Below are 22,499 nucleotides of genomic sequence, written 5' to 3' on the forward strand. Positions count from 1 at the left end.
TTAGAGCAGGGCGATGTACCTTGCTATAATGACTACAAATCAGTCGGTTATCAATCAAGAGATGAGCTATGGGTTGTTGCAACGGTGATAAAAAGTGTCAAACTGAGAAAAAAGCTAAGCGAATACCGTGGTTTGGCATTGTCGTTGGGGTATTAGCGATATTGGTTATTTTGAATTGGCAATAAAAAAGGACCGTTACGGTCCTTTTCTAAATGCGTTATCGCCGTTTTTAGCGATTATTTCGCTTCTTCTGCAAGAACAGCAAAACAGCGGTCAGCCGCTTCTAGTGTGGCATCAATCTCTTTTGAACCATGAGCGAGTGAAGTAAAGCTCGCTTCAAATGCAGATGGCGCAAGGTAGACACCGTGTTTTAGCATTAAGTGGAAGAAACGCTTGAAGCGTTCTACATCGCACTTCGTTACGTCTTCGTAGCAAGTTACTTTTTCTTGGTCAGTGAAGAAGAAGCCGAACATACCGCCCACTTGGTTAACAACTAGCGGAATACCGTGTTTTTCTGCTAGAGACTTAAAACCTTCAGCAAGTTGTTTCGTTTTAGAAGCTAGGCGCTTTTCGTTGCCTTCTTCTTTTAGAAGGTTCAAACATGCGTAGCCTGCTGCCATTGCGACAGGGTTACCGGAAAGGGTACCAGCTTGGTAAACTGGGCCTGTAGGTGCAACGTATTGCATCACTTCTTTACGGCCACCGAAAGCACCTACTGGCATACCGCCACCAATCACTTTACCCAGTGTCGTTAGGTCGGGTTTGATGTTGTAGTGTGCTTGCGCGCCGCCTAGAGCAACACGGAAGCCTGTCATTACTTCATCAAAAATTAGTAGCGCGCCTTCTTGATCACAGATTTCACGTAGCCCTTCGTGGAAGCCTTCCACTGGTGGAATACAGTTCATGTTGCCTGCTACTGGCTCAACGATGATACAAGCAATTTCGCCTTTGTTAGCAGCAAATAGCTCGCGTACAGAATCTAGGTCGTTGAATGTTGCTGTTAGCGTGTGCTTAGCAAAATCTGCAGGAACGCCAGGAGAGCTTGGTTGGCCTAGAGTTAGTGCACCAGAACCTGCTTTTACTAGCAAGCTGTCAGCATGGCCGTGGTAACAACCTTCAAATTTCATGATCTTGTCGCGACCGGTGAAGCCACGTGCAAGGCGAATCGCGCTCATCGTAGCTTCAGTACCAGAACTTACCATGCGGATTTGCTCCATTGATGGAACAAGCTCAGAAACTAATTCTGCCATCGCGATTTCAAGTTCTGTTGGCGCACCGAAGCTAAGACCGCGTTGCGCTGCATCAATTACTGCTTCGCGGATAACTGCGTGGTTGTGGCCAAGAATCATTGGACCCCAAGAGCCAACGTAATCAATATACGCTTTACCATCGGCATCAAAAATCAGTGGACCGTCTGCTCGTTCGATAAATAGCGGAGAACCGCCAACGCCGTTGAATGCACGAACTGGTGAATTGACACCGCCAGGGATGGTTTGCTGAGCTTTTTGATACAGCTCTGATGATTTGGTCATGGGGTTATCCTCTTTTGATTGCTCGGACCAAGTGGAGCGCATTGTACCTAGCTATAATCAAGTTAGAAACGTTTTGCTTAATTTATGTGTTGTTTCGCAGTGTAATCTTATATATCCGCATCTGTTATAAAGAATCGGCGGCGAATACTTGAACGAGTTTGTCAGGTATTGGATAATCGTCTCAATTAGCACAAATTTGACGTCTTGCTTCAGGCTTGACGCATTACACGAGTGAGAGAGGTCTTCGTGAGCGAAGTAAACGTACCATTATCTTTTTCTGACGCAGCAGCATCTCGCGTTAAAGCATTGATTGCTGAAGAAGAAAACCCAGCATTGAAACTGCGCGTATACATTACTGGCGGCGGCTGCAGCGGCTTCCAATACGGCTTTACTTTTGATGAAAATGTAAACGAAGGCGATACGACAATCGTAAACAGTGGTGTAACACTGGTTGTAGACCCTATGAGTCTGCAATATCTCGTTGGCGGTATTGTTGACTACACAGAAGGGTTGGAAGGAGCGCGCTTCTTCGTAAATAATCCAAATGCAACGACAACATGTGGTTGTGGTGCATCGTTCAGTGTGTAATTAACACCTAACAGGCAGCTAATGGCTGCCTGTGCTTTATGTAGAAGGATGTCACGTAAAGCACACGCTCGCAGATATGCAGAGAAATAATAAAAAGGACTTTATATGTCTGGACTTTCTTTTGGACGCCGAATTGTCGAGCGCCCTTGGCTAGTATCTCTTATCCTCGTCTTACTTCTTGTTGCATGGCTAACCATCGGCCAACTCAAAGCACAAGATGATCATCCTAACTCTTCAACATCCACGAACACGACACCACTTGCAAAGGTGATGTTTGATACTTTTCTTGCCGAACCTACCAGTAAAACCATTGAATTGTATGGACGAACAGCGCCCAATCGTCAAGCGCGTCTTGGCGCCGAAGTTGCCGGTAAAATAGTCAGTCTTAACATAAAGAAAGGCCAAGCGGTCAAACAGGGACAAGTGATCGCAAACATCGATAAGCGCGACCTTGGCATTCAACTTAAACGGGCCCAGGCGATGCTGTTGGTTAAAGAGAAAGAGTTTAATGCAGCTAAATCGCTAAAAAGTCGTGGATTGCAAGGTGAGGTTGCATTTGCGACAGCGCAAGCAGCGTTGGTAGATGCACGTGCGAATTTGAGTAACGTGCAAACGGCTTTAAGAAATACTGAGGTTAAAGCGCCATTTGATGGCATCGTAGATCACCACTTTGTTGAGTTAGGTGATTTTGTCGGGATTGGCGATCCTATTGCGACGGTCATTGATTTGGATACTTTAGTGATTGAAGCCGATGTCAGTGAACGGCATATACAATACCTTAAGGAAGGCCTAGAAGCCGACGTAAGAACCATTAACCAACAGCATCATCAAGGTCGTGTGCGCTACATTGGACGTGTTTCTTCTGCTTCTACTAATACATTTCCAATTGAAATCGAAATTGATAATCAAGACGCAAGAATTCCTGCCGGTATGAGCGCAGAAGTACAGCTGCCTTTGAGTGAAGTGTTGGCAGTAAAGATTACGGCTGCCATGTTAGCACTAGATGAAGAAGGTAACTTAGGTGTCAAGACACTGCGTAATGAGTATGTTGAGTTTGTTCCAATTCAACTCGTTAAGGCCGAGGATGACGGTGTGTGGCTCTCTGGGTTAGGAGAGCGTGCAGACATTATCGTGCTGGGACAAGGTTTTGTGCGAGATGGTGATCAAGTACTGGCCAATAAAGTTGATGACGTAGTTGTTGAAGCGGCTAGTGAGCAGTAAGGAGCACTTATGTACACTCTGATTGATGCTGCGTTATCCCGCGCTCGCACTATGCTGACATTACTGGTGATGATCTTAATTGCCGGTGTCATTACTTACGTCACTATCCCCAAGGAATCGAGCCCAGATATTACCATTCCTATTATCTACGTTTCTGTTGGGCATCAAGGCATTTCTCCCGTCGATGCCGAACGTTTATTAGTTCGGCCAATAGAGCAAGAGTTGCGCTCTATTGAAGGCGTAAAAGAGATGACCTCTGTGGCATCAGAAGGTCATGCTTCGGTGACGCTGGAATTTAGTGTTGGAGTGGATCTTGATAAAGCGATGGCAGATGTGCGTGATGCGGTTGATCTTGCAAAGCCAAAATTACCAGAGGACAGTGATGAGCCAACGGTAAATGAAGTCACGTTTGCATCTGAAGAGCCTGTTTTGACTGTTGTTCTATATGGCACCGTACCAGAGCGGACCATTGTACAGATTGCCAGAACGCTACGTGATCGTTTGGAGAGTTTCCGTCAGGTTCTTGAAGTTGAAATCGCAGGGGATCGCGAAGACATCGTGGAAATAGTTGTCGATCCGCTATTGATGGAAAGCTACGGTCTCGATCAAGCGGATATCTATAATTTAATTGCCTTGAATAACCGAGTTGTGGCTGCGGGGTTTGTCGATACTGGGTATGGACGCTTTTCGGTAAAAGTCCCATCGGTTTTTGATTCACTGAAAGATGTGCTTGAACTACCGATCAAGGTGAATGGCAAAGAGGTGATCACTTTTGGCGATGTGGCGACAGTACGGCGTGCATTTCGCGATCCTGAAAGTTTTGCTCGTTTAGATGGCGAATCTGCCATCGTTTTGGACGTAAAAAAACGGGCAGGGGAAAACATCATTGAAACGGTTGAGCTGGTAAAAGAAGTACTGGCTCAGGGACAGAAGCGCGCCGAGTGGCCCGACAATTTGCAAGTTAAATACACTTGGGATCAATCCGACGATGTCAAATTGATGCTCAGTGATCTACAAAACAATATCTTATCCGCAATTATCCTCGTAGTTATCGTCATTATTGCCATATTGGGGGTTAGGACCGCGCTTCTCGTGGGGATTTCTATTCCAGGATCGTTCTTGACTGGGTTGTTGGTGTTATCGGTATTTGGGCTGACGGTCAATATCGTCGTACTGTTTGCTTTAATTATGGCAGTAGGCATGTTGGTGGATGGTGCCATTGTGGTGACAGAGTTTGCAGATCGGCGCATGCAAGAAGGAACGCCACGCAAAGAAGCCTATCGAGATGCCGCAAAGCGAATGGCCTGGCCTATTACCGCATCCACAGCAACCACAGTGGCTGCGTTTGCTCCGTTACTTTTCTGGCCAGACATCACTGGTGAGTTCATGAAGTACTTACCACTTACTTTAATTGCTACTTTGGCCGCTTCTCTGATGATGGCTTTATTGTTCGTTCCTGTCATCGGCGGGATCATTGGCAAGCCTCAAGTAGTCAATCAGAAAGCTCAGCGAGAAATGGTTGAGCTGCATAACGGCAACTTTGAAAAAGCGACAGGCATTACCAAGCTTTATTACCAGACTCTGTCGGTAGCGATTCGTCATCCATGGAAGGTCTTACTCAGCGCGATACTGCTAGCGGCAGGTGTCGGCTTCACTTACAACAAAGCTGGCTTGGGTGCAGAGTTTTTCCCTGAGGTGGACCCTGCCTTTTTTACCGTTAAAGTTCGTTCTTATGGTGACCTGTCTATTCACGAAAAAGATGTTGTTGTGCGCGAAATCGAGAAGGTGATGCTCGGTCATGACGAGTTTGAAAGTGTCTACACGCGCACAGGATCGAGCGATAATGGGGACGAGATTGGCCAGATTCAAATAACGCCTGTGGATTGGCAGTATCGACGCAAAGTGAAAACCATTATTGAGGAACTAAAAGAGACGACAGACCGCTTTTATGGTGTTGAACTTGAGTATAAATTCCCGGACGCAGGACCGCCTGTCGAGCATGATCTCGTGATTGAAGTATCATCACGAAACTTGAGTGTTAGTGCGTTAGATGAAGCGGCCAAAAAAGTACGACATTGGGCTGATGGTAATCCTGCACTGACCAACTTGAGTGATACCACTAATAAGGAAGGGATTGATTGGCAAATTGATATCCAGCGAGATGACGCTTCTCGCTTTGCAGCGGATGCTACTTTAGTCGGGAATACCGTCCAGTTTGTTACGAACGGTTTGAAAATAGGCGATTATTTGCCTGATGATGCGGATGAAGAAGTCGATATTTTGGTGCGCTATCCGCAAGATAAGCGCGACATAGGCCGATTTGATCAACTGAGAGTGAAAACGGCAGCTGGTCTGGTACCGATTACGAATTTTGCTCAAATCAAACCAGATCATAAGCAAGACACTATTCGTCGGGTCGACGGTCATCGAGTTATCAATATTAAAGCGGATATGGTGGAAGGTTACAATTTGGCGCTTGAGTTACCTAAGATTGCCGCTGGAATGGAACAGCTCGACTTACCGGAAGGCATTGAATATAAGATTCGGGGTCAAAATGAAGAGCAGGAAAACTCATCAGCATTCTTGCAAAATGCTTTTATTGTCGCGCTTGGTGTGATGGCTTTGATTTTAATTACGCAGTTTAATAGCTTTTATCAAGCTTTCTTAATCCTTAGTGCAGTGCTGTTTTCTACCGTTGGTGTCTTCGCCGGGTTACTTATTTTCCAAAAGCCATTTGGCATCATTATGTCGGGAATTGGAGTGATTGCGTTGGCTGGTATCGTGGTAAACAACAATATTGTTTTAATCGATACTTATAATCAGATGCGTAAACGTGGCTTAGAAAAATCTGAGGCTATTTTGCGTACGGGTGTGCAGCGTTTAAGACCCGTTTTACTTACGACGGTGACCACCATATTAGGCTTATTGCCAATGGTGTTAGAAATGAACATCGACTTAGTTAATCAGAAAGTGGAGTTTGGCGCACCAAGCACTCAATGGTGGTCTCAGCTTGCGACCGCTGTCGCGGGTGGTTTGGCGTTTGCGACTTTGCTAACGTTAGTTCTGACACCGTGTTTGCTTATGCTCGGGAGAGAGCATCACTCCGAACAGTAAGTTTTATCGTGATGATATCGACAAAACAAAAAGGGCAGCTTCGCTGCCCTTTTCAATACCTGGCTTACTTCATTGCTAGCAGTTTGCTGTAGCGTTCAAGCTTGTCCATGCTAATTTTCGCGTTTGCCATGAAAGTTTGTCTCGCTTTGCCTGTCAGGGATTTAGATTGTGGCAAATTCACCGTGCGCGGGTTTTTATGGACACCATTCACAAGGAACTCATAGTGCAGGTGAGGGCCAGTTACACGGCCAGTTCCGCCAAGCGTACCAATGGTTTGGCCTTGCTTAACGCGTTGACCAGCTCGTACAGTACGTTTGGTTAAGTGCAGGTACTTGGTAATGTAAGTATTGCTATGTTTAATGAAAACGTAGTTACCATTAAATTTGTTGTAAGACGATTTTTGAACAACGCCATCACCAGCCGCCCAAATCGGGGTGCCCACTGGTGCCGCATAGTCCGTGCCTCTATGAGGGCGAACGCGTCCCGTAACTGGATGTAAGCGGCGTGGGTTGAAATTAGATGAAACTCGACGGAAATCCAACGGCGCGCGTAAGAATGCTTTTTTCATTGCACGCCCATTTTCGTCGTAATACTTGCCACTTTTCTGATCCAATATTGCGGTAAAGGTATCGCCTTGGTTTTTAAAGATCGCAGCAATGATTTTTCCACGGCCGATTACTTCACCTTCTACCACTTCCTCTTGGTAAAGTACTCGGAAGCTGTCGTTTTTACGAATATCTAAAGCAAAGTCGATGTCCCAACCAAATATGCCAGCCAGTTCCATGATTTGGTTACCATTTAATCCAGAAGATATTCCTGCATTCCAAAAGTTTGATTTGATGGTGGCTTCTGCGTAGTTGTACTGGAAGTCGACTTCTTTCTTATCAACTTCAGAAACGTACTTGCCGTCTTTTAATGTGATACGAAAAGTCTCGAACGCGCTTAGTGTCCTTCTTAGCTGCACCAAGTCGTTATTTTCGTCAAAACCAAATTGCAATCGGTCACCAGGTCGAAGCCGAGTTAACTGTTTTTCCACTTCTTTGTCTGATGAGACCAGTTCATGTAATAGACGAGCAGAAAGTCCTACGCGACTAAATAAGATGGCAGCACTCTCGCCATTTTTTACTTTGTATGTTTCCCAGCGCAGCACGGCAGGAACCGCAGGCGATGAACTATTTAGTGCACTGAGTTCGAGGGAAACTGGCACAGGATAATGTTGACCAACTTTTAATCGGCTCTGCTGCGGGTCTAGGTCTTGCGGATCAGGTAAAAAGAATAGCGCGAAGATAATCAGCGCACTAAAAAAACCGATCAATACTTTGTGCAAGAGTGGAAGTCGGACAAAAATCGAATGCATGAGGTACTTGATTGCTAAATTAAACGGAAAAAGTGACAACTACCTAGTCTAACGTGTTTCAAAATGCATCGCTATTCAAGTAATATGTTCAGCTATTATATTTTTGCCAAATCTGTGGGAGTGAACAAGAATGGCGAGCATTGAAGCTGCACTAGCCGAGATTAAGCGCGGTGTTGAAGAGCTGATTCCAGAAGAAGAGCTAATCGCAAAACTAAAAGAAGACCGTCCTCTACGTATTAAATTGGGCGCTGATCCAACAGCACCTGACATTCACCTAGGACATACGGTTATTTTCAATAAGCTTCGCTTGTTCCAAGAACTAGGTCATGAAGTGACGTTCCTAATCGGTGACTTCACTGCAATGGTTGGTGACCCAACAGGTAAAAACACAACTCGTCCACCGCTAAGTCGTGAAGACGTATTGCGTAACGCTGAAACGTACAAAGAGCAAGTGTTCAAAATTCTCGATCCTGCAAAGACTAAAATTCAGTTTAACTCTGAGTGGCTGTCTGAACTAGGCGCAGAAGGTATGATTCGCCTTGCGGCAAACCAAACCGTTGCTCGTATGCTAGAGCGTGACGACTTTAAAAAGCGTTACGCGGGTGGTCAGCCAATTGCTATTCATGAGTTCATGTACCCACTTCTACAAGGTTGGGACTCAGTAGCAATGGAAACGGATGTTGAATTAGGTGGTACAGACCAGAAGTTCAACCTTCTAATGGGTCGTGAACTGCAAAAGTCTCACGGTCAAAAACCTCAGGTTGTACTGATGATGCCGCTTCTAGTGGGCCTTGATGGCGAGAAGAAGATGTCTAAGTCAGCAAACAACTACATCGGTATCAGCGAAGCGCCAAGCGAAATGTTTGGTAAAATCATGTCTATTTCTGATGACCTAATGTGGAGCTACTACGAGCTGCTCTCTTTCCGTCCTCTGGAAGAGATTGCTCAATTCAAAGCTGATGTAGAAGCGGGCAAAAACCCTCGTGACATCAAAGTATTGCTAGCAAAAGAAATTATTGCTCGTTTCCACAGTGAATCCGATGCCGATGCAGCAGAGCAAGAATTCGTAAACCGTTTTGCGAAGAACCAAATTCCTGATGAAATGCCAGAGTTTGACTTTGACGCAGGTCGCCCAGTGAGTAATCTGTTGAAAGAAGCAGGCTTATGTCCATCATCGTCAGATGCGATGCGCATGGTTAAGCAGGGCGCTGTGAAGATTGATGGTGAAAAAATTGCGGACAGCAAATTTGCTCCAGAAGCGGGTACTTACGTGTTCCAAGTAGGCAAACGTAAATTTGCTCGTATTACTATTCAGTAATTCATAATGACTGCAAATGAAAGCGTCCGAAGGGCGCTTTTTTTGTATGAAAATTTAGCAAAAACGGCAAAGTAAAACTTCCATACCTGATGAACTTTGCTACTATACTTGCGCTGCCAATAATGGCAGCGCTATCGGAGATTTACATGAACAATACCGACCATCCTCCCAGTCGTTGGGTGAGTAAGATTAAGGGAGCGAAATAACCCGCTTCGGTATTGGCGATCTCCGCCTTACCTAAGTGGTGAGGCATCTTTTCTAATTTTCTTCTCGTTATTTCCTTCATACATTCTGAATAGACAGTGCATTCGCATTGGTTTTCTCTGTGCATCTTAATTGTTGTCTGACTTTTAGCGTGCAAGAGTGGCTTTTCATGCTTTGTCGATGGTCGTTACCAATGCCAATCGGGAGATTCGCCATGACGGTAATGAACAACACTTTTATTGAAACAACACCAAACTTTTCTGAAGTAGAAATTGGTGCAGCTCGCAATGCATTCTTGCAGTACGAGCAAGAGCAACAAGTCCATTTGCTTACGGTTATGCCGATTGATGAGGCTGTAGGTATTTTACAGCATTGCTCTGTCGGCTATGTGAATAGTCTTATTGCTCAACTTGAGCAAGCAGGTCATGACAAACGCGCACGTCATTATGCTCACCAACTGGGTCTGCATATGTCTGAAGTTGATACACCCGATGGTTATTTATCAACTAGTGTTTTAGGGCATGTAAAACAGCGTATTGGATGGATCATTGCGCTGGCTCTTTTAGGGATAGTGTCAGGCTTGATCATCGCTCAGTATGAGGACACCCTTAGTCAGCTTGTTTTACTTGCAGTGTACATGCCAGTGATTGCAGCTGCTGGTGGTAACACAGGAACACAAGCAGCAACTTTGGTGATTCGTGCTCTTGCTACTGGAGAGTTAAAAAAGCGCCAATGGTTAGAAGTTTTGTGGAAAGAGAGCCGAGTCGCTCTATTTATTGCGCTAGCGATCGCTATCGTGATGATTGGACGCATTATGTTATTTAGTGCAGGACAATCAACAGGAGGCTTTGAACTGACCGATATCGCACTGGCAATAGCAGTTGCGCTGTTCATTCAAGTCACCATTTCTACAACATTGGGCGGGCTGTTGCCAATTATTGCACGAGCTTGCAAGTTGGACCCAGCCGTATTGGTGAGTCCAGTTCTTGCATCTATCGTCGATATTTCAGGAATGTGGATTTACTTTAACGTGGTGAACTATTTCTTAGGTATTGCCTGACTAAAGTTCACAATGTCATTGTAAAAAAGCTGCTCAAAATGTGTAATCGGGGCGATGACAGGTGTGTTGTCGTCCCTTTTTTCTGGGAAGTAGTCTGAAACAAACTGAACAAAAATGGTGTTAGGTTGACCATTTTTGTCCAAGCCATATCCAGCCATATTGTAAGTCCCGTAGATAGAGCCACTTTTCGCGATCAGCTGTCCTTTAATTGGAAGTTTTCGCATACTTTGTCGGTACTTTAATGTGCCGGATTCACCTGATTTCGGCATGATGGCAATCAATTTGAGTTCGTTTTCATGCTTCCAAATATAGCGCAGCATTTCAGCCATCTTGGTCGCGGAGATCCGGTTATTTCGCGAAAGTCCTGACCCGTCTTCTAGGCGCGCATTACGAATATCAATACCAGTGTTGGCGAAAATGATCTGCTTGATCGCTTCTGTACCGTTAGTAAAACTGCCTGGCTGAACGAAAAATTTAGCACCAAGTGTTTTGGTTAATGTGTCGGCAATCAAGTTGTCAGAGTTTTTGAGCATATCTTCGAGAATGTCTGGTAAGGCTTTTGATTGATGCATTGCGATGAGTTTTCGCTGCTTTTCTGGCGCCGTACCGACCCTAATCTGTCCTGATACCCCAATGTTGAGCTCCTTGAGCAAAGCCGCCAACCTTTGACTGGTGTAACGCTCAGGGTCTTGAACCGCAAATTTCAGTGGCAATGGTTTGTCTCTTTCAACCAAGCACCCTGTTAGCTTGTAGTTGTTATCGGGATTTGCAACTAAACCTAAGTCACAATGACGACTTTTCTTAATGGTTTTAGAAACTGTTTCTACGGTACTTGTGACACGAATAGGTTGATGCTCTGGTACGTAGACCCGCGTTCCACCATCTTTTTGTGTATAGATAGAGGCTTGTACACAGTTGTTATTGAGTGTGATGGTCGATGCCGGAGCGCTGTAGCAAACTCCCAAGATATCCCATGGCCAGCCCACCGCACGGTTATAACCAGTGAATGCGCTGTTATCGAGCCATAGGTCACCGTTAATCCGTTTTAAGCCATTTTTCTTAGCTAGAGTGAGGAGTGATTTTAAGTCGTTGGTTTGGAGTGTTGGGTCGCCGACAAAGTAAATCACTGCATCTGAGTTCGACGTTTCCAGCTTGGTTCGAAACCGGAAATTATCACCCAGTTCTAGCTTTGCGGCTAATGCGGTGACGATTTTTAATGTACTCGCTGGTGGGAACAGTTGTTCGGTAGGATGAACACCGTCAAGCTCAGCATTTTCACTGAGTTTTTCCGCAACTAAACTGATGCGGGCGCCTTCAGGCAGCACTTCTTGATGAGGGTACGCTTGTGAAAAAGCAGAAAGTAATGAAGAGAATATGAGCAAGGGCCAACGTAAACGCATAATGATACTTTCTAAGGTGAGTTATGTGATTGAGTATACGCAAGTCCTTTCAATATGCTAGGTAACTAAAGAAATGCTTCAAATGTCTTCATGAATGAGACACGAGAGAAAGGCGCGCTGCTTAAAATTAAGTATAAAAAATGCCCGCTTAAAGCGGGCATTCGATATTCTAGTCAAAGACCGGAATTAGAAGTCGTAACGTAGACCTAGAGCTAGCTCGTCTTCAGCATCGATCTTAGTTGCAACTGTTTTGCTCGTGTCAGTTGAACCAAACTTGTCACCTGCATCAATCAGGTTGAAGTTGTAAGAAATGTAACCACGGAAGTTAGGCTTGAAGTAGTAAGAAGCATCAACAGCGAAGTTGTTTGCAGAAGTTTCGTTGTTAGTTTCTGCATTGTTGTATGATGTTGTAAATACTGTTTGGCCTAGAGTGTAAGCACCCGCTAGCTCGTAACCAGTGTAATCAACTGTGTTACTGTTGTTTGAATCTTCCATTTTCTCGCCGTCAGTGAATACACCAGCGAAGTAAAGATCAGACATTGTGTAAGATGCAGCTAGCATGTACTCGTTAGCTTTGTCTTGATCTGCGTAACCAGCACCTAGCTCAAGACCAGTGTCAGCTAGAGCGTAGATTGCAGATAGAGAGTAACCGTCTTGTTTGTTGTCGTAGTACTCACCAGTGTTTTTGTTTTCCATACGATCAGCGAAGCGGTAGCTTGCTTTTACGCTTAGGTTTTCAAACTGGCCTTTGTAAGCCATCATGTTGTCTGTACGGTCTGATACAGCTAGTTTGTCTGCTGCAGAGTTACCGTGGTAAGCCATGATATCTGTGAAGTCAGTGATAACGCCTAGTGCACCTTCAGTTTTACCGTATGCGAACTCACCGTAAGCACCGCCAAGACCAGCGTAAGCAAGACGAGTTTCTAGATCGCTCTTGTCGTCGCCGTCTACAGTACCGTTTTGAGCAGTCTCAAATTCACCTTCCCAGAAACCAACACCGTATAGGTTGTCATTGATTTCTTGTTTACCAAGGAAGTTTAGACGGATGCGAGATTTGTCTTGAGCGTCGCCATCTTTCATAGATAGACGTGCTTCAGCACGGCCGCCCATTTCTAGAGAAGTACCGTCTTGGTTGTAAAGTTCAGCTGCGTTTACGCCAGTTGCCATAGCTGCTGCAGATACAGAAAGAGCAATTAGAGTCTTTTTCATCTTATTTGTCCTAGTTAGCTGTCCATAATCATTGTTGTATGGGGGAGAGGTGATCTCTCACAAGTTGTTGGTCCAAAATTGGCTAATTGAGCGATATAGTTCGCACTTGTAAGCCATTGATCTAACAACTCGCTGGACATGTTTTACTGCTAAAGTTTCCGTATGAGTTAGTAAAATGATATAAATCCCAATGATGAACACTGTTCAATTGTGCGTTGTTTTTATTTAAGTTACTGTTTTTAATTGAAATTATTGGAAATGACATTGGCCTGACATTGATTAGTTTTTATCTTTTTTGAGGTTTTTGGTGTAATGAACAGTGTTGTTTTTCAATAAATTGAGAAGGTGATTCGCCCTAGAACCGCTCTAAAAGTGAGTTATATCATTATGCCGAAAAGGCATAGTCTTGCTGTCTTTCGAATTAAGATGATTTCGTCCGGGAGTTTGTTTACACTAAACGAAATACATCTTTAAGCGCACTACCCAGTCCTATGACAGGGTGGGCTTTTTTTGTCCAAAGACCCATTTGGGCTTGAGGTTATAAAATGGAAAAAGTTCCAATGACACTACGTGGCGAGCAAAAGCTACGTGCAGAACTCGATCGTCTACTTAAACTACGTCCTCAGATCTCAGAGGCAATTGCTGAAGCTCGTGAGCTAGGTGATTTAAAAGAGAATGCTGAATATCACGCCGCTCGTGAAGAGCAGGGCATTTGTGAAGCACAAATCCGTGACATTGAATACAAACTGTCAGTTGCTCAAGTTATTGACGTAACGAAGATGGAGAACACGGGTAAAGTTATTTTTGGTTCAACCGTAACCTTGATTGATATCGACACCGAAGAAGAAAAAACGTACCAAATCGTTGGTGATGACGAAGCCGATATCAAAGCAGGTCGCATTTCAGTGAGCTCACCTATTGCTCGTGGCCTGATTGGTAAGATGGAAGGCGATGAAGTTGCTATTCAAACTCCGGGTGGCGCGAAAGACTTCGAAATTGACCGAGTAGAATATATCTAAGTCGTCTGGAGTAGCATTACTACTCTGATAAAACGCAAAAAGGTCGCCTCAGGCGACCTTTTTTCTTCAGCAACGTAAGTAGAGTTACTTACGAGGGATTTCGATTTTACGCTCTTCGGACTGGCGGTATAGCACAAGCACTTTACCAATAGTCTGAACTTTTTCAGCGCCCGTCTCACGTACGATAGCGTCGATGATTAGCTGTTTTGTTTCACGATCTTCCGAAGCAACTTTTACTTTGATAAGTTCGTGATGGTTAAGAGCGATTTCAATTTCTGCTAGCACGGCTTCTGTAAGTCCATTTGCGCCCATTAGCACAACAGGTTTTAAACTGTGAGCTAGGCCTTTAAGGTGCTGCTTTTGTTTGGTGCTTAGGTTCATTACGCGGCCAATTTTCTTTAAAATAAGGGTTGAAAAAAGCTATTTTAACGCCATCTATTGCTGAAGACTATAATTTATTGAGTAATAGGTAGCGCCTATTAAAACAATAGCTCCAATTTGTGCCTTGTTGGGATTAAAATGAGTAAACAAAAACATTCGGCTAGTTCTGGTCGTTGGTTGAAAGAACACTTTGATGATAAATACGCGAATGAAGCCCGAAAAAAAGGCTACCGCTCACGTGCTTATTTCAAGATCGATGAGATTCAAACGAAAGATAAATTGTTAAAGCCTGGAATGACAGTCGTCGACTTGGGGGCTGCGCCGGGCGGATGGTCTCAATATGCTGCTAAGATAGTAGGGGACAGTGGTCAGATCATCGCGTGTGACTTGCTTCCTATGGACCCGATTGCTGGCGTTAGCTTTTTACAAGGCGACTTTCGTGATGATGCGGTATTGGAAGCTTTGCTAGAAAGGATCCAACCTTCCATGGTAGACGTAGTAATGTCTGATATGGCGCCTAACATCGCGGGAAACAATTCTGTTGATCAACCTCGCGCTATGTATTTAGTTGAATTAGCTTTAGATATGTGTCGACAAGTTCTAGCGCCTAATGGTAGCTTTGTCGTAAAGGTTTTCCAAGGGGAAGGCTTCGATCAGTATGTGAAAGAAGTCCGAGACATGTTTAAAGCCGTAAAAATTAGAAAACCAGACTCATCGCGAGCTCGCTCTCGAGAGGTCTTCGTCGTAGCCACTGGTTACAAAGGTTAACCATTTTGCTCTCTTGAGAGCGTGTTAACACTATAGCTACAGTTAATGAACTGTAGTACCCTACCTTTAATTACAATTAGTTATCGAGAGGCTTACACCTTGAGTGACATGGCAAAAAATTTAATTCTGTGGCTTGTTATCGCCGTCGTATTGATGTCGGTATTCCAGAGCTTTGGCCCTGGAGAAAGCAATGGCAGAACCGTGGATTACACCACGTTTGTACAGGAAGTTGGCCAAGGCCAGATTCAAGAAGCAACTTTTAAAGACGGTGAAATTAGCTTTGTTCGTCGTGGCGGCGGTGCCAAAATGGTCACTTACATGCCAGTGTATGACCAAAAGCTTCTAGATGACCTAATTAACCAAAACGTGAAAGTACAAGGCACGCCTCCAGAAGAGCAAAGCTTGCTTGGTACTATCTTCATCTCTTGGTTCCCAATGATCTTACTAATTGGTGTATGGATTTTCTTCATGCGTCAAATGCAAGGCGGCGGTGGTAAAGGCGCCATGTCTTTTGGTAAGAGTAAAGCTCGAATGATGAGCGAAGAACAAATCAAGACAACTTTTGCTGACGTTGCTGGTTGTGACGAAGCAAAAGAAGACGTGAAAGAACTGGTGGACTACCTACGCGATCCAAGCCGCTTCCAAAAACTGGGCGGTAAGATTCCAACGGGTGTTCTAATGGTTGGTCCTCCTGGTACGGGTAAAACGCTTCTAGCGAAAGCCATTGCCGGTGAGGCGAAAGTACCATTCTTTACTATCTCTGGTTCTGATTTCGTAGAAATGTTCGTTGGTGTTGGTGCATCTCGTGTACGTGACATGTTTGAACAAGCAAAGAAAGCCGCACCTTGTATCATCTTTATCGATGAGATCGATGCGGTAGGTCGTCAACGTGGCGCAGGTGTTGGTGGTGGTCATGATGAACGTGAACAAACACTAAACCAAATGCTCGTTGAGATGGATGGTTTCGAAGGTAACGAAGGTATTATCGTTATCGCTGCGACTAACCGTCCGGATGTGCTGGACCCTGCGTTACTGCGTCCTGGTCGTTTTGACCGCCAAGTGGTAGTTGGTCTTCCAGATGTACGTGGCCGTGAACAGATCCTAAAAGTTCACATGCGTAAGGTCCCTCTAGCGGGTGATGTAGAGCCTTCTCTCATCGCACGTGGTACTCCAGGCTTCTCTGGTGCTGACCTAGCAAACTTAGTTAACGAAGCAGCCTTGTTTGCTGCGCGAGGTAACAAGCGCAACGTTTCTATGGTTGAGTTTGAACTGGCGAAAGACAAAATCATGATGGGTGCTGAGCGCCGTTCAATGGTGATGTCTGAGGAAGTGAAAGAGTCAACCGCATACCACGAAGCGGGTCACGCGATTGTTGGTCGCTTGGTTCCTGAACACGATCCAGTGTACAAAGTGTCTATCATTCCACGTGGCCGTGCGTTGGGTGTAACAATGTACCTTCCAGAGCAGGACCGCGTGAGTATGTCTCGCCAACACCTAGAATCAATGATTTCTAGCTTGTACGGTGGTCGTTTAGCAGAAGAACTTATCTACGGTGCTGACAAAGTATCAACCGGTGCTTCTAATGATATCGAGCGCGCAACAGATATTGCTCGTAAGATGGTTACTCAATGGGGTTTCTCTGAAAAGCTTGGCCCTCTGCTGTATGCAGAAGATGAAGGCGAAGTCTTCTTAGGGCGTAGTGTAACTCAGACTAAACATGTGTCTGACGATACAGCGAAGTTGATTGATGACGAAGTTCGTCAGATCATTGACCGCAACTACGATCGTGCGAAGAAGATTCTTCAAGAGAACATGGATATCATGCATGCGATGAAAGATGCGCTGATGAAGTATGAAACCATTGATGCTCGCCAGATTGATGACTTAATGGAGCGCAAAGCTGAAATTCGTGAGCCTGCGGGCTGGAGTGATAACTCAGCAAGCAAACCAGAAGACAGCGACAAGCCTCAAGCAAAGCAAGAAGTTAAAGAAGAAGCAACGGAGACTGCGAAAGATGCAGAACAGCCTAGCTCTTCTGATACAACTTCTAACGAAGCGCCTGAAAAGAAAGACTCTGAATAAAGAGTATCGATAATATTAAACCCCGAGTTATCTCGGGGTTTTTGTGTTTATGATGATGATTACAGCAAATAACAAATCTTTGGACCTTTCGCGTCCACATGTCATGGCCATTCTAAATGTGACACCGGATTCCTTTTCGGATGGCGGTAAATACAACTCAATTGAACTTGCTCTTGCTCAAGTTGATAAAATGATAAAGGCTGGTGTAAGTATTGTTGATGTTGGTGGTGAATCGACAAGACCTGGTGCACCGGATGTGTCTTTGGAAGAAGAGCTTAGGCGTGTTGTCCCAGTAATCAAAGCCATTCGTGAAAAGTATGATGTGTGGATTTCCGTTGACACCAGTAAAGCGGAAGTGATGCGTCAAGCAATTGATGCTGGGGCTGATTTGATCAATGACATCCGTTCGCTGCAAGAGCCAGGTGCTCTGGAAGTCGCAGCAGAAGCAAACCTTCCAATTTGTCTGATGCATATGAAAGGTCAACCTAGGACCATGCAAGTTGACCCTCATTATGATGATTTAATGGGGGACGTGTCGGCTTTTCTAGAAGAACGTATCGCGGCGTGTGAAGCAGCAGGGATTGATAAATCTCAACTGATTCTCGATCCTGGGTTTGGCTTTGGCAAAACAATCGAACACAATTATCATATGCTTGCTCATCTTGAAAAGTTTCATGAATTCGGCCTGCCTATTTTGGCTGGCATGTCTCGTAAATCCATGATCTTCAAACTGTTAGACAAGCCAGCGGCAGAGTGTACGAACGCAAGTGTTGTTTGTGCTACGATTGCCGCGATGAAAGGCGCGCAGATCATTCGCGTGCATGACTTTGAAGAGACAATCGAAGCAATGAAAGTTGTTGAGATGACGAAAAACAATATTTAAAAATAATAAAGGAAAGTTTATGTCGAATGAAAGACGTTACTTTGGTACTGACGGTGTGCGCGGTAAAGTAGGACAATACCCAATCACTCCAGACTTCGTACTTAAGCTTGGCTGGGCTGCTGGTCGTGTACTAGCGAAACAAGGCACAAAGAAAGTTATCATAGGTAAAGATACACGTATTTCAGGTTATATGCTTGAATCTGCACTAGAGGCTGGCCTTGCAGCTGCGGGACTTAAAGCAACATTTACTGGTCCCATGCCAACTCCAGCTGTGGCATATTTAACTCAGACTTTCCGTGCCGAGGCTGGTATTGTGATTTCTGCATCACATAACCCATATTACGACAACGGCATTAAATTCTTTTCTTCTGAGGGTACTAAGCTACCTGACGATATTGAATTGGCGATTGAAGCAGAGTTAGATAAAGAAATTGAATGTGTGGAGTCTGCTGAGCTTGGTAAAGCAACCCGCCTAAATGATGCAGCTGGTCGTTACATCGAATTCTGTAAGAGTACTTTCCCATCTGAGTTGAGCCTTGCGAACTTTAAGATCGTAGTAGACTGTGCGCACGGTGCAACGTACCACATCGCTCCAAATGTCTTCAAAGAACTTGGGGCAGAAGTTATCGCTATGGGCGTAGAGCCTAACGGCATCAACATTAATGAAAAAGTGGGCGCAACAGACGTACGAGCTCTTCAACAGCGTGTTGTTGAAGAGCAAGCGCATCTTGGTCTCGCGTTTGATGGTGATGGTGACCGTATCATTATGGTCGATCACTTGGGTAACAAAGTTGATGGTGACCAAATTGCTTATATCATCGCTCGTGATGCACTTCGTCGTGGTGAGCTAAAGGGTGGTGTTGTTGGTACACTAATGACTAACTTGGGTATGGAAAATGGTTTAAAGCAGCTAGGCATTCCGTTTGTACGTGCTGCTGTTGGTGACCGTTATGTCATGGAGCAACTGCTAGAAAAAGGTTGGAAAATTGGTGCTGAAAACTCAGGTCATGTGATCTTATTAGATAAAGTCACAACCGGCGATGCGATTGTCGCTGCACTTCAAGTACTTGCTTCTGTAATTGGCAGCGATATGTCTTTGTATGAACTATCGCAAGGAATGACATTATATCCTCAGGTTTTAGAAAATGTCCGTTTTTCAGGAGAAAGTAACCCTCTTGAAGCTACAGCTGTATTAAACGCTGTCTCTGAAGTCGAGGCGACACTTGGTGATAAAGGGCGTGTACTGCTGCGCAAGTCTGGCACTGAGCCTTTGATCCGCGTTATGGTGGAAGGCGAAGATGGTGAACTAGTTCAACACTCAGCATTGAAAATCGCTGAGGCTGTTAAAGCAAGTTGTTAATCATTGCGTTAAAGCATGTCTTGAATGAAAAGGGCATCTTTTGCCCTTTTTTTGAGCGCTTAACGCATTGGCATTGATTTTTTACTAATTTTCCCTTGTCAGCGTTACTGGCTTTCGCTAGTATTGCTCCGCCTCCCGTTAGGAGGTCGCTAGCCTTGTTCATTATGATTTATTCTTTTGAACGGCGCTGGCTCAACAATTTGGAACATAGGTGGAAAAAATGTTTTCAGTTCTACTTGTGATTTACCTGTTGGCAGCGCTTGGTGTGATTGGCCTTGTGTTGATTCAACAAGGTAAAGGCGCAGATATGGGAGCCTCGTTCGGTGCTGGTGCTTCAAACACAGTGTTTGGTGCTGGCGGCTCAGGTAATTTCTTAACCCGAACAACTGCTATTTTAGCAACCGTATTCTTTATCGTTAGCTTGTTACTTGGTCGTATGTCTACGCACCAGACTGAATCACAATGGGTAGACCCAACGTTAGGTCAACCAGTTGTTGAACAAGTTAAGGATGCAGCGAGTGAAGTTCCTGCCCCTGCGGGTGATGAAATTCCTCAATAAGCTGTAAGGTTTTGATGCCGAGATGGTGAAATTGGTAGACACGCTAGCATGAGGTGCTAGTGCCTTAGGTGTGAGGGTTCGAGTCCCTCTCTCGGCACCATGTATTTACAAACTTGTAAATCACTTGTTTGCGAGTATAATGCTCAGCAAGTCGGACGCGGGGTGGAGCAGCTTGGTAGCTCGTCGGGCTCATAACCCGAAGGTCGTCGGTTCAAATCCGGCCCCCGCAACCAATCTCTTTCTTTAAAAGGAAATCGTAGATTGGCAAGTTTGCGTAGTGCTAACCACACTACGAGTTAAGAAAAGCAATTGTTGGCTATTCTTAACGTATCAGGGTCCAGCAGCATAAAACCCCGACTATCGGGGTTTTTTGTTATCTGAGCTTTTTGAAATAGCTCAGATACTGCTTGGTTTTTTGATTGGGCTCTGAGCCCTTTTTTTGTTTCTGGAGTGGTTAAATGACTGGTTTAGAAAGACAACTTACTGAAATGCTTGACGCGCCAGTAGCGGCATCAGGTTATGAGTTAGTTGGATTAGAATTCATTCGTGCAGGCGCGCACTCAACGTTACGTATCTACATTGACCATGAAAATGGTATTAACGTAGACGACTGTGCAGAAGTTAGCCACCAAGTTAGTGCAGTTTTAGACGTTGAAGATCCAATTTCTGTTGCTTACAGCCTAGAAGTGTCTTCTCCAGGTTTAGAAAGACCACTTTTTAAAGCAGCACATTACGAGCAATTTATTGGTCACGAGGTCAGCATCGTATTGAAAATGGCTGTAGCAAACCGTCGTAAGTGGAAAGGTATTATCCACGGTGTTGATGGCGAAACAGTGACAATTACTGTAGACGGTCAGCAAGAAGAGTTTGCTCTAAGTAACATTTCCAAAGCTAACCTGATCCCTAAATTTTAGTTCCCTAAAAAAGTTTAAGCTTAGAGGCTAAATACAATGAGTAAAGAAATTTTAGCGGTAGCAGAAGCAGTATCGAACGAAAAAGCGGTACCTCGTGAGCGTATCTTTGAGGCTCTTGAGATTGCTCTAGCAACTTCTACAAAGAAAAAATACGAAATCGAAATCGACGTACGTGTTGCCATTGACCGTAAAACCGGTGAATTTGTAACTTACCGCCGTTGGTTAGTTGTTGATGACGTTGAGAACCCTACAAAAGAGATCTCACTAGAAGCAGCGCAATACGAAGATGACTCAATCGAGCTTGGCGACTACGTAGAAGACGAAATCGAATCAGTAACGTTTGACCGTATTACGACTCAAACTGCTAAGCAAGTTATCGTTCAAAAAGTTCGTGAAGCTGAGCGCGCACAAATCGTTGAACAGTTCATCGACAATGAAGGTGATCTAATCACTGGTGTCGTGAAAAAAGTAAACCGTGACACAATCGTGCTTGATCTTGGTAATAACGCTGAAGCGGTAATCCTGCGTGATGACCAACTTCCTCGTGAAAACTTCCGTCCAGGCGACCGCGTACGTGGCCTTCTTTACAAAGTCGCGCCTGAAGCACGTGGTTTCCAATTGTTCATCACTCGTTCTAAGCCAGAAATGTTGGCAGAACTGTTCCGTGTTGAAGTGCCTGAAATCGCAGAAGATATTATCGAGCTTAAAGGCGCAGCACGTGATCCTGGTTCTCGCGCTAAGATCGCTGTCAAAACAAATGACAAACGTATCGACCCTGTAGGTGCGTGTGTTGGTATGCGTGGTGCACGTGTACAAGCTGTTTCTGGCGAACTTGGTGGTGAGCGTATCGATATCGTTCTTTGGGATGATAACCCAGCTCAATTCGTTATCAACGCAATGGCGCCAGCTGATGTTGCTTCTATCATCGTTGATGAGGATGCACACTCAATGGACATCGCAGTTGAAGCAGACAACCTAGCGCAAGCTATCGGTCGTAACGGTCAAAACGTGCGTCTAGCATCTCAACTAACCGGTTGGGAACTGAATGTTATGACAGTTGCTGATCTTCAGAAGAAACACGCTGAAGAATCACAAGCATCTATTGAAAACTTCATGAAGTACCTAGATATTGAAGAAGACTTCGCTCAACTTCTTGTTGAAGAAGGTTTCTCAACTCTAGAAGAAATCGCATACGTGCCAGTTAACGAGCTACTAGAAATCGATGGTTTGAATGAAGAACTAATCGAAGAGCTTCGTGGACGTGCAAAAGATGCACTAACGACGATCGCACTAGCACAAGAAGAGTCTTTTGAAGGTCTAGAACCAGCTGAGGACCTACTTGCACTTGAAGGTCTTGAGCGTGAGATGGCATTTAAATTGGCAGCGAAAGGTGTAGCGACACTGGAAGATCTTGCTGACCAAGGTATTGACGATTTAGAAGGTATCGAAGGCCTGACCGAAGAACGTGCAGGTGAGCTAATTATGGCCGCACGTAACATCTGTTGGTTCGGCGAAGAAGCATAATTTTCG

18 protein-coding genes and 2 tRNA genes are annotated in these 22,499 nt (G+C 44.7%); 15 read left to right on the top strand and 5 right to left on the bottom strand.

What is annotated here, in order from left to right:
- Nucleotides 1–236 precede the first annotated feature (236 nt).
- On the bottom strand, nt 237–1,532 hold the full coding sequence (hemL, locus tag R7P69_RS17505; protein WP_005380032.1) for a glutamate-1-semialdehyde 2,1-aminomutase: 1,296 nt from the start codon (nt 1,530–1,532) through the stop codon (nt 237–239).
- 246 nt (nt 1,533–1,778) lie between these two features.
- Between hemL and erpA the strand changes: the two genes are divergently transcribed.
- The 3 genes from erpA (at nt 1,779) to vmeK (ending at nt 6,455) form a co-directional block, all read left to right on the top strand.
- Entirely contained in the window at nt 1,779–2,120 is a 342-nt protein-coding gene (gene erpA, locus R7P69_RS17510; RefSeq protein ID WP_005380031.1) for an iron-sulfur cluster insertion protein ErpA, read from the top strand.
- 105 nt (nt 2,121–2,225) lie between these two features.
- Nucleotides 2,226–3,341, top strand: a complete 1,116-nt coding sequence (locus tag R7P69_RS17515; RefSeq protein WP_005386537.1) for an efflux RND transporter periplasmic adaptor subunit — start codon at nt 2,226–2,228, stop codon at nt 3,339–3,341.
- Nucleotides 3,342–3,350: 9 nt separating this feature from the next.
- The gene (gene vmeK / locus R7P69_RS17520) at nt 3,351–6,455 is read left to right on the top strand and encodes a multidrug efflux RND transporter permease subunit VmeK (RefSeq protein WP_238952104.1); all 3,105 of its coding nucleotides are present in this window, start codon (nt 3,351–3,353) and stop codon (nt 6,453–6,455) included.
- Nucleotides 6,456–6,519: 64 nt separating this feature from the next.
- On the opposite strand, the gene R7P69_RS17525 is transcribed toward vmeK, so the two are convergent.
- The gene (locus R7P69_RS17525; protein WP_005386530.1) at nt 6,520–7,812 is read right to left on the bottom strand and encodes a peptidoglycan DD-metalloendopeptidase family protein; all 1,293 of its coding nucleotides are present in this window, start codon (nt 7,810–7,812) and stop codon (nt 6,520–6,522) included.
- Between the two features lie 130 nt (nt 7,813–7,942).
- Here R7P69_RS17525 and tyrS point away from each other — a divergent pair, with 130 nt between their 5' ends.
- Together tyrS and R7P69_RS17535 are read left to right on the top strand one after the other, a co-directional pair.
- Complete coding sequence (tyrS, locus tag R7P69_RS17530; RefSeq protein WP_005380061.1) at nt 7,943–9,130, top strand: tyrosine--tRNA ligase; 1,188 nt, start codon at nt 7,943–7,945, stop codon at nt 9,128–9,130.
- 418 nt (nt 9,131–9,548) lie between these two features.
- Entirely contained in the window at nt 9,549–10,394 is an 846-nt protein-coding gene (locus R7P69_RS17535; RefSeq protein ID WP_005380062.1) for a magnesium transporter, read from the top strand.
- Here the strand turns inward: R7P69_RS17535 and dacB are convergent.
- Nucleotides 10,373–11,794 carry a serine-type D-Ala-D-Ala carboxypeptidase gene (gene dacB / locus R7P69_RS17540; protein WP_005380063.1) on the bottom strand — a complete coding sequence of 474 codons (1,422 nt, stop codon included), beginning with the start codon at nt 11,792–11,794 and terminating at the stop codon, nt 10,373–10,375. The genes R7P69_RS17535 and dacB overlap by 22 nt on opposite strands.
- A 186-nt stretch (nt 11,795–11,980) precedes the next feature.
- Nucleotides 11,981–13,003 carry a porin gene (locus R7P69_RS17545; protein WP_005380064.1) on the bottom strand — a complete coding sequence of 341 codons (1,023 nt, stop codon included), beginning with the start codon at nt 13,001–13,003 and terminating at the stop codon, nt 11,981–11,983.
- Between the two features lie 545 nt (nt 13,004–13,548).
- Between R7P69_RS17545 and greA the strand changes: the two genes are divergently transcribed.
- Nucleotides 13,549–14,022, top strand: coding sequence for a transcription elongation factor GreA (gene greA, locus R7P69_RS17550; RefSeq protein WP_005380065.1), 474 nt, complete (start codon nt 13,549–13,551; stop codon nt 14,020–14,022).
- An 84-nt stretch (nt 14,023–14,106) separates the two neighbouring features.
- On the opposite strand, the gene yhbY is transcribed toward greA, so the two are convergent.
- A complete protein-coding gene (yhbY, locus tag R7P69_RS17555; protein ID WP_005380066.1) occupies nt 14,107–14,403 on the bottom strand; it encodes a ribosome assembly RNA-binding protein YhbY in 297 nt (98 codons plus the stop codon).
- Nucleotides 14,404–14,541: 138 nt separating this feature from the next.
- Between yhbY and rlmE the strand changes: the two genes are divergently transcribed.
- The 9 genes from rlmE (at nt 14,542) to nusA (ending at nt 22,493) form a co-directional block, all read left to right on the top strand.
- Entirely contained in the window at nt 14,542–15,171 is a 630-nt protein-coding gene (gene rlmE, locus R7P69_RS17560) for a 23S rRNA (uridine(2552)-2'-O)-methyltransferase RlmE (RefSeq protein ID WP_005388985.1), read from the top strand.
- Between the two features lie 108 nt (nt 15,172–15,279).
- On the top strand, nt 15,280–17,253 hold the full coding sequence (ftsH, locus tag R7P69_RS17565) for an ATP-dependent zinc metalloprotease FtsH (RefSeq protein WP_170960389.1): 1,974 nt from the start codon (nt 15,280–15,282) through the stop codon (nt 17,251–17,253).
- A 52-nt stretch (nt 17,254–17,305) separates the two neighbouring features.
- On the top strand, nt 17,306–18,136 hold the full coding sequence (gene folP, locus R7P69_RS17570) for a dihydropteroate synthase (RefSeq protein ID WP_017820419.1): 831 nt from the start codon (nt 17,306–17,308) through the stop codon (nt 18,134–18,136).
- Nucleotides 18,137–18,155: 19 nt separating this feature from the next.
- On the top strand, nt 18,156–19,496 hold the full coding sequence (gene glmM, locus R7P69_RS17575) for a phosphoglucosamine mutase (protein WP_005380076.1): 1,341 nt from the start codon (nt 18,156–18,158) through the stop codon (nt 19,494–19,496).
- Between the two features lie 220 nt (nt 19,497–19,716).
- The gene (secG, locus tag R7P69_RS17580) at nt 19,717–20,055 is read left to right on the top strand and encodes a preprotein translocase subunit SecG (RefSeq protein WP_005380080.1); all 339 of its coding nucleotides are present in this window, start codon (nt 19,717–19,719) and stop codon (nt 20,053–20,055) included.
- 16 nt (nt 20,056–20,071) lie between these two features.
- Nucleotides 20,072–20,155 (top strand) — tRNA-Leu (locus tag R7P69_RS17585).
- Between the two features lie 56 nt (nt 20,156–20,211).
- Nucleotides 20,212–20,288: transfer RNA gene (locus tag R7P69_RS17590), tRNA-Met, on the top strand.
- 225 nt (nt 20,289–20,513) lie between these two features.
- Nucleotides 20,514–20,969, top strand: coding sequence for a ribosome maturation factor RimP (rimP, locus tag R7P69_RS17595; protein WP_005386424.1), 456 nt, complete (start codon nt 20,514–20,516; stop codon nt 20,967–20,969).
- A 36-nt stretch (nt 20,970–21,005) separates the two neighbouring features.
- Nucleotides 21,006–22,493, top strand: coding sequence for a transcription termination factor NusA (gene nusA / locus R7P69_RS17600; protein ID WP_005380084.1), 1,488 nt, complete (start codon nt 21,006–21,008; stop codon nt 22,491–22,493).
- Nucleotides 22,494–22,499 lie beyond the last annotated feature (6 nt).

It is taken from the genome of Vibrio sp. 661 (genome assembly GCF_033339315.1).
Lineage (GTDB): Bacteria > Pseudomonadota > Gammaproteobacteria > Enterobacterales > Vibrionaceae > Vibrio > Vibrio alginolyticus.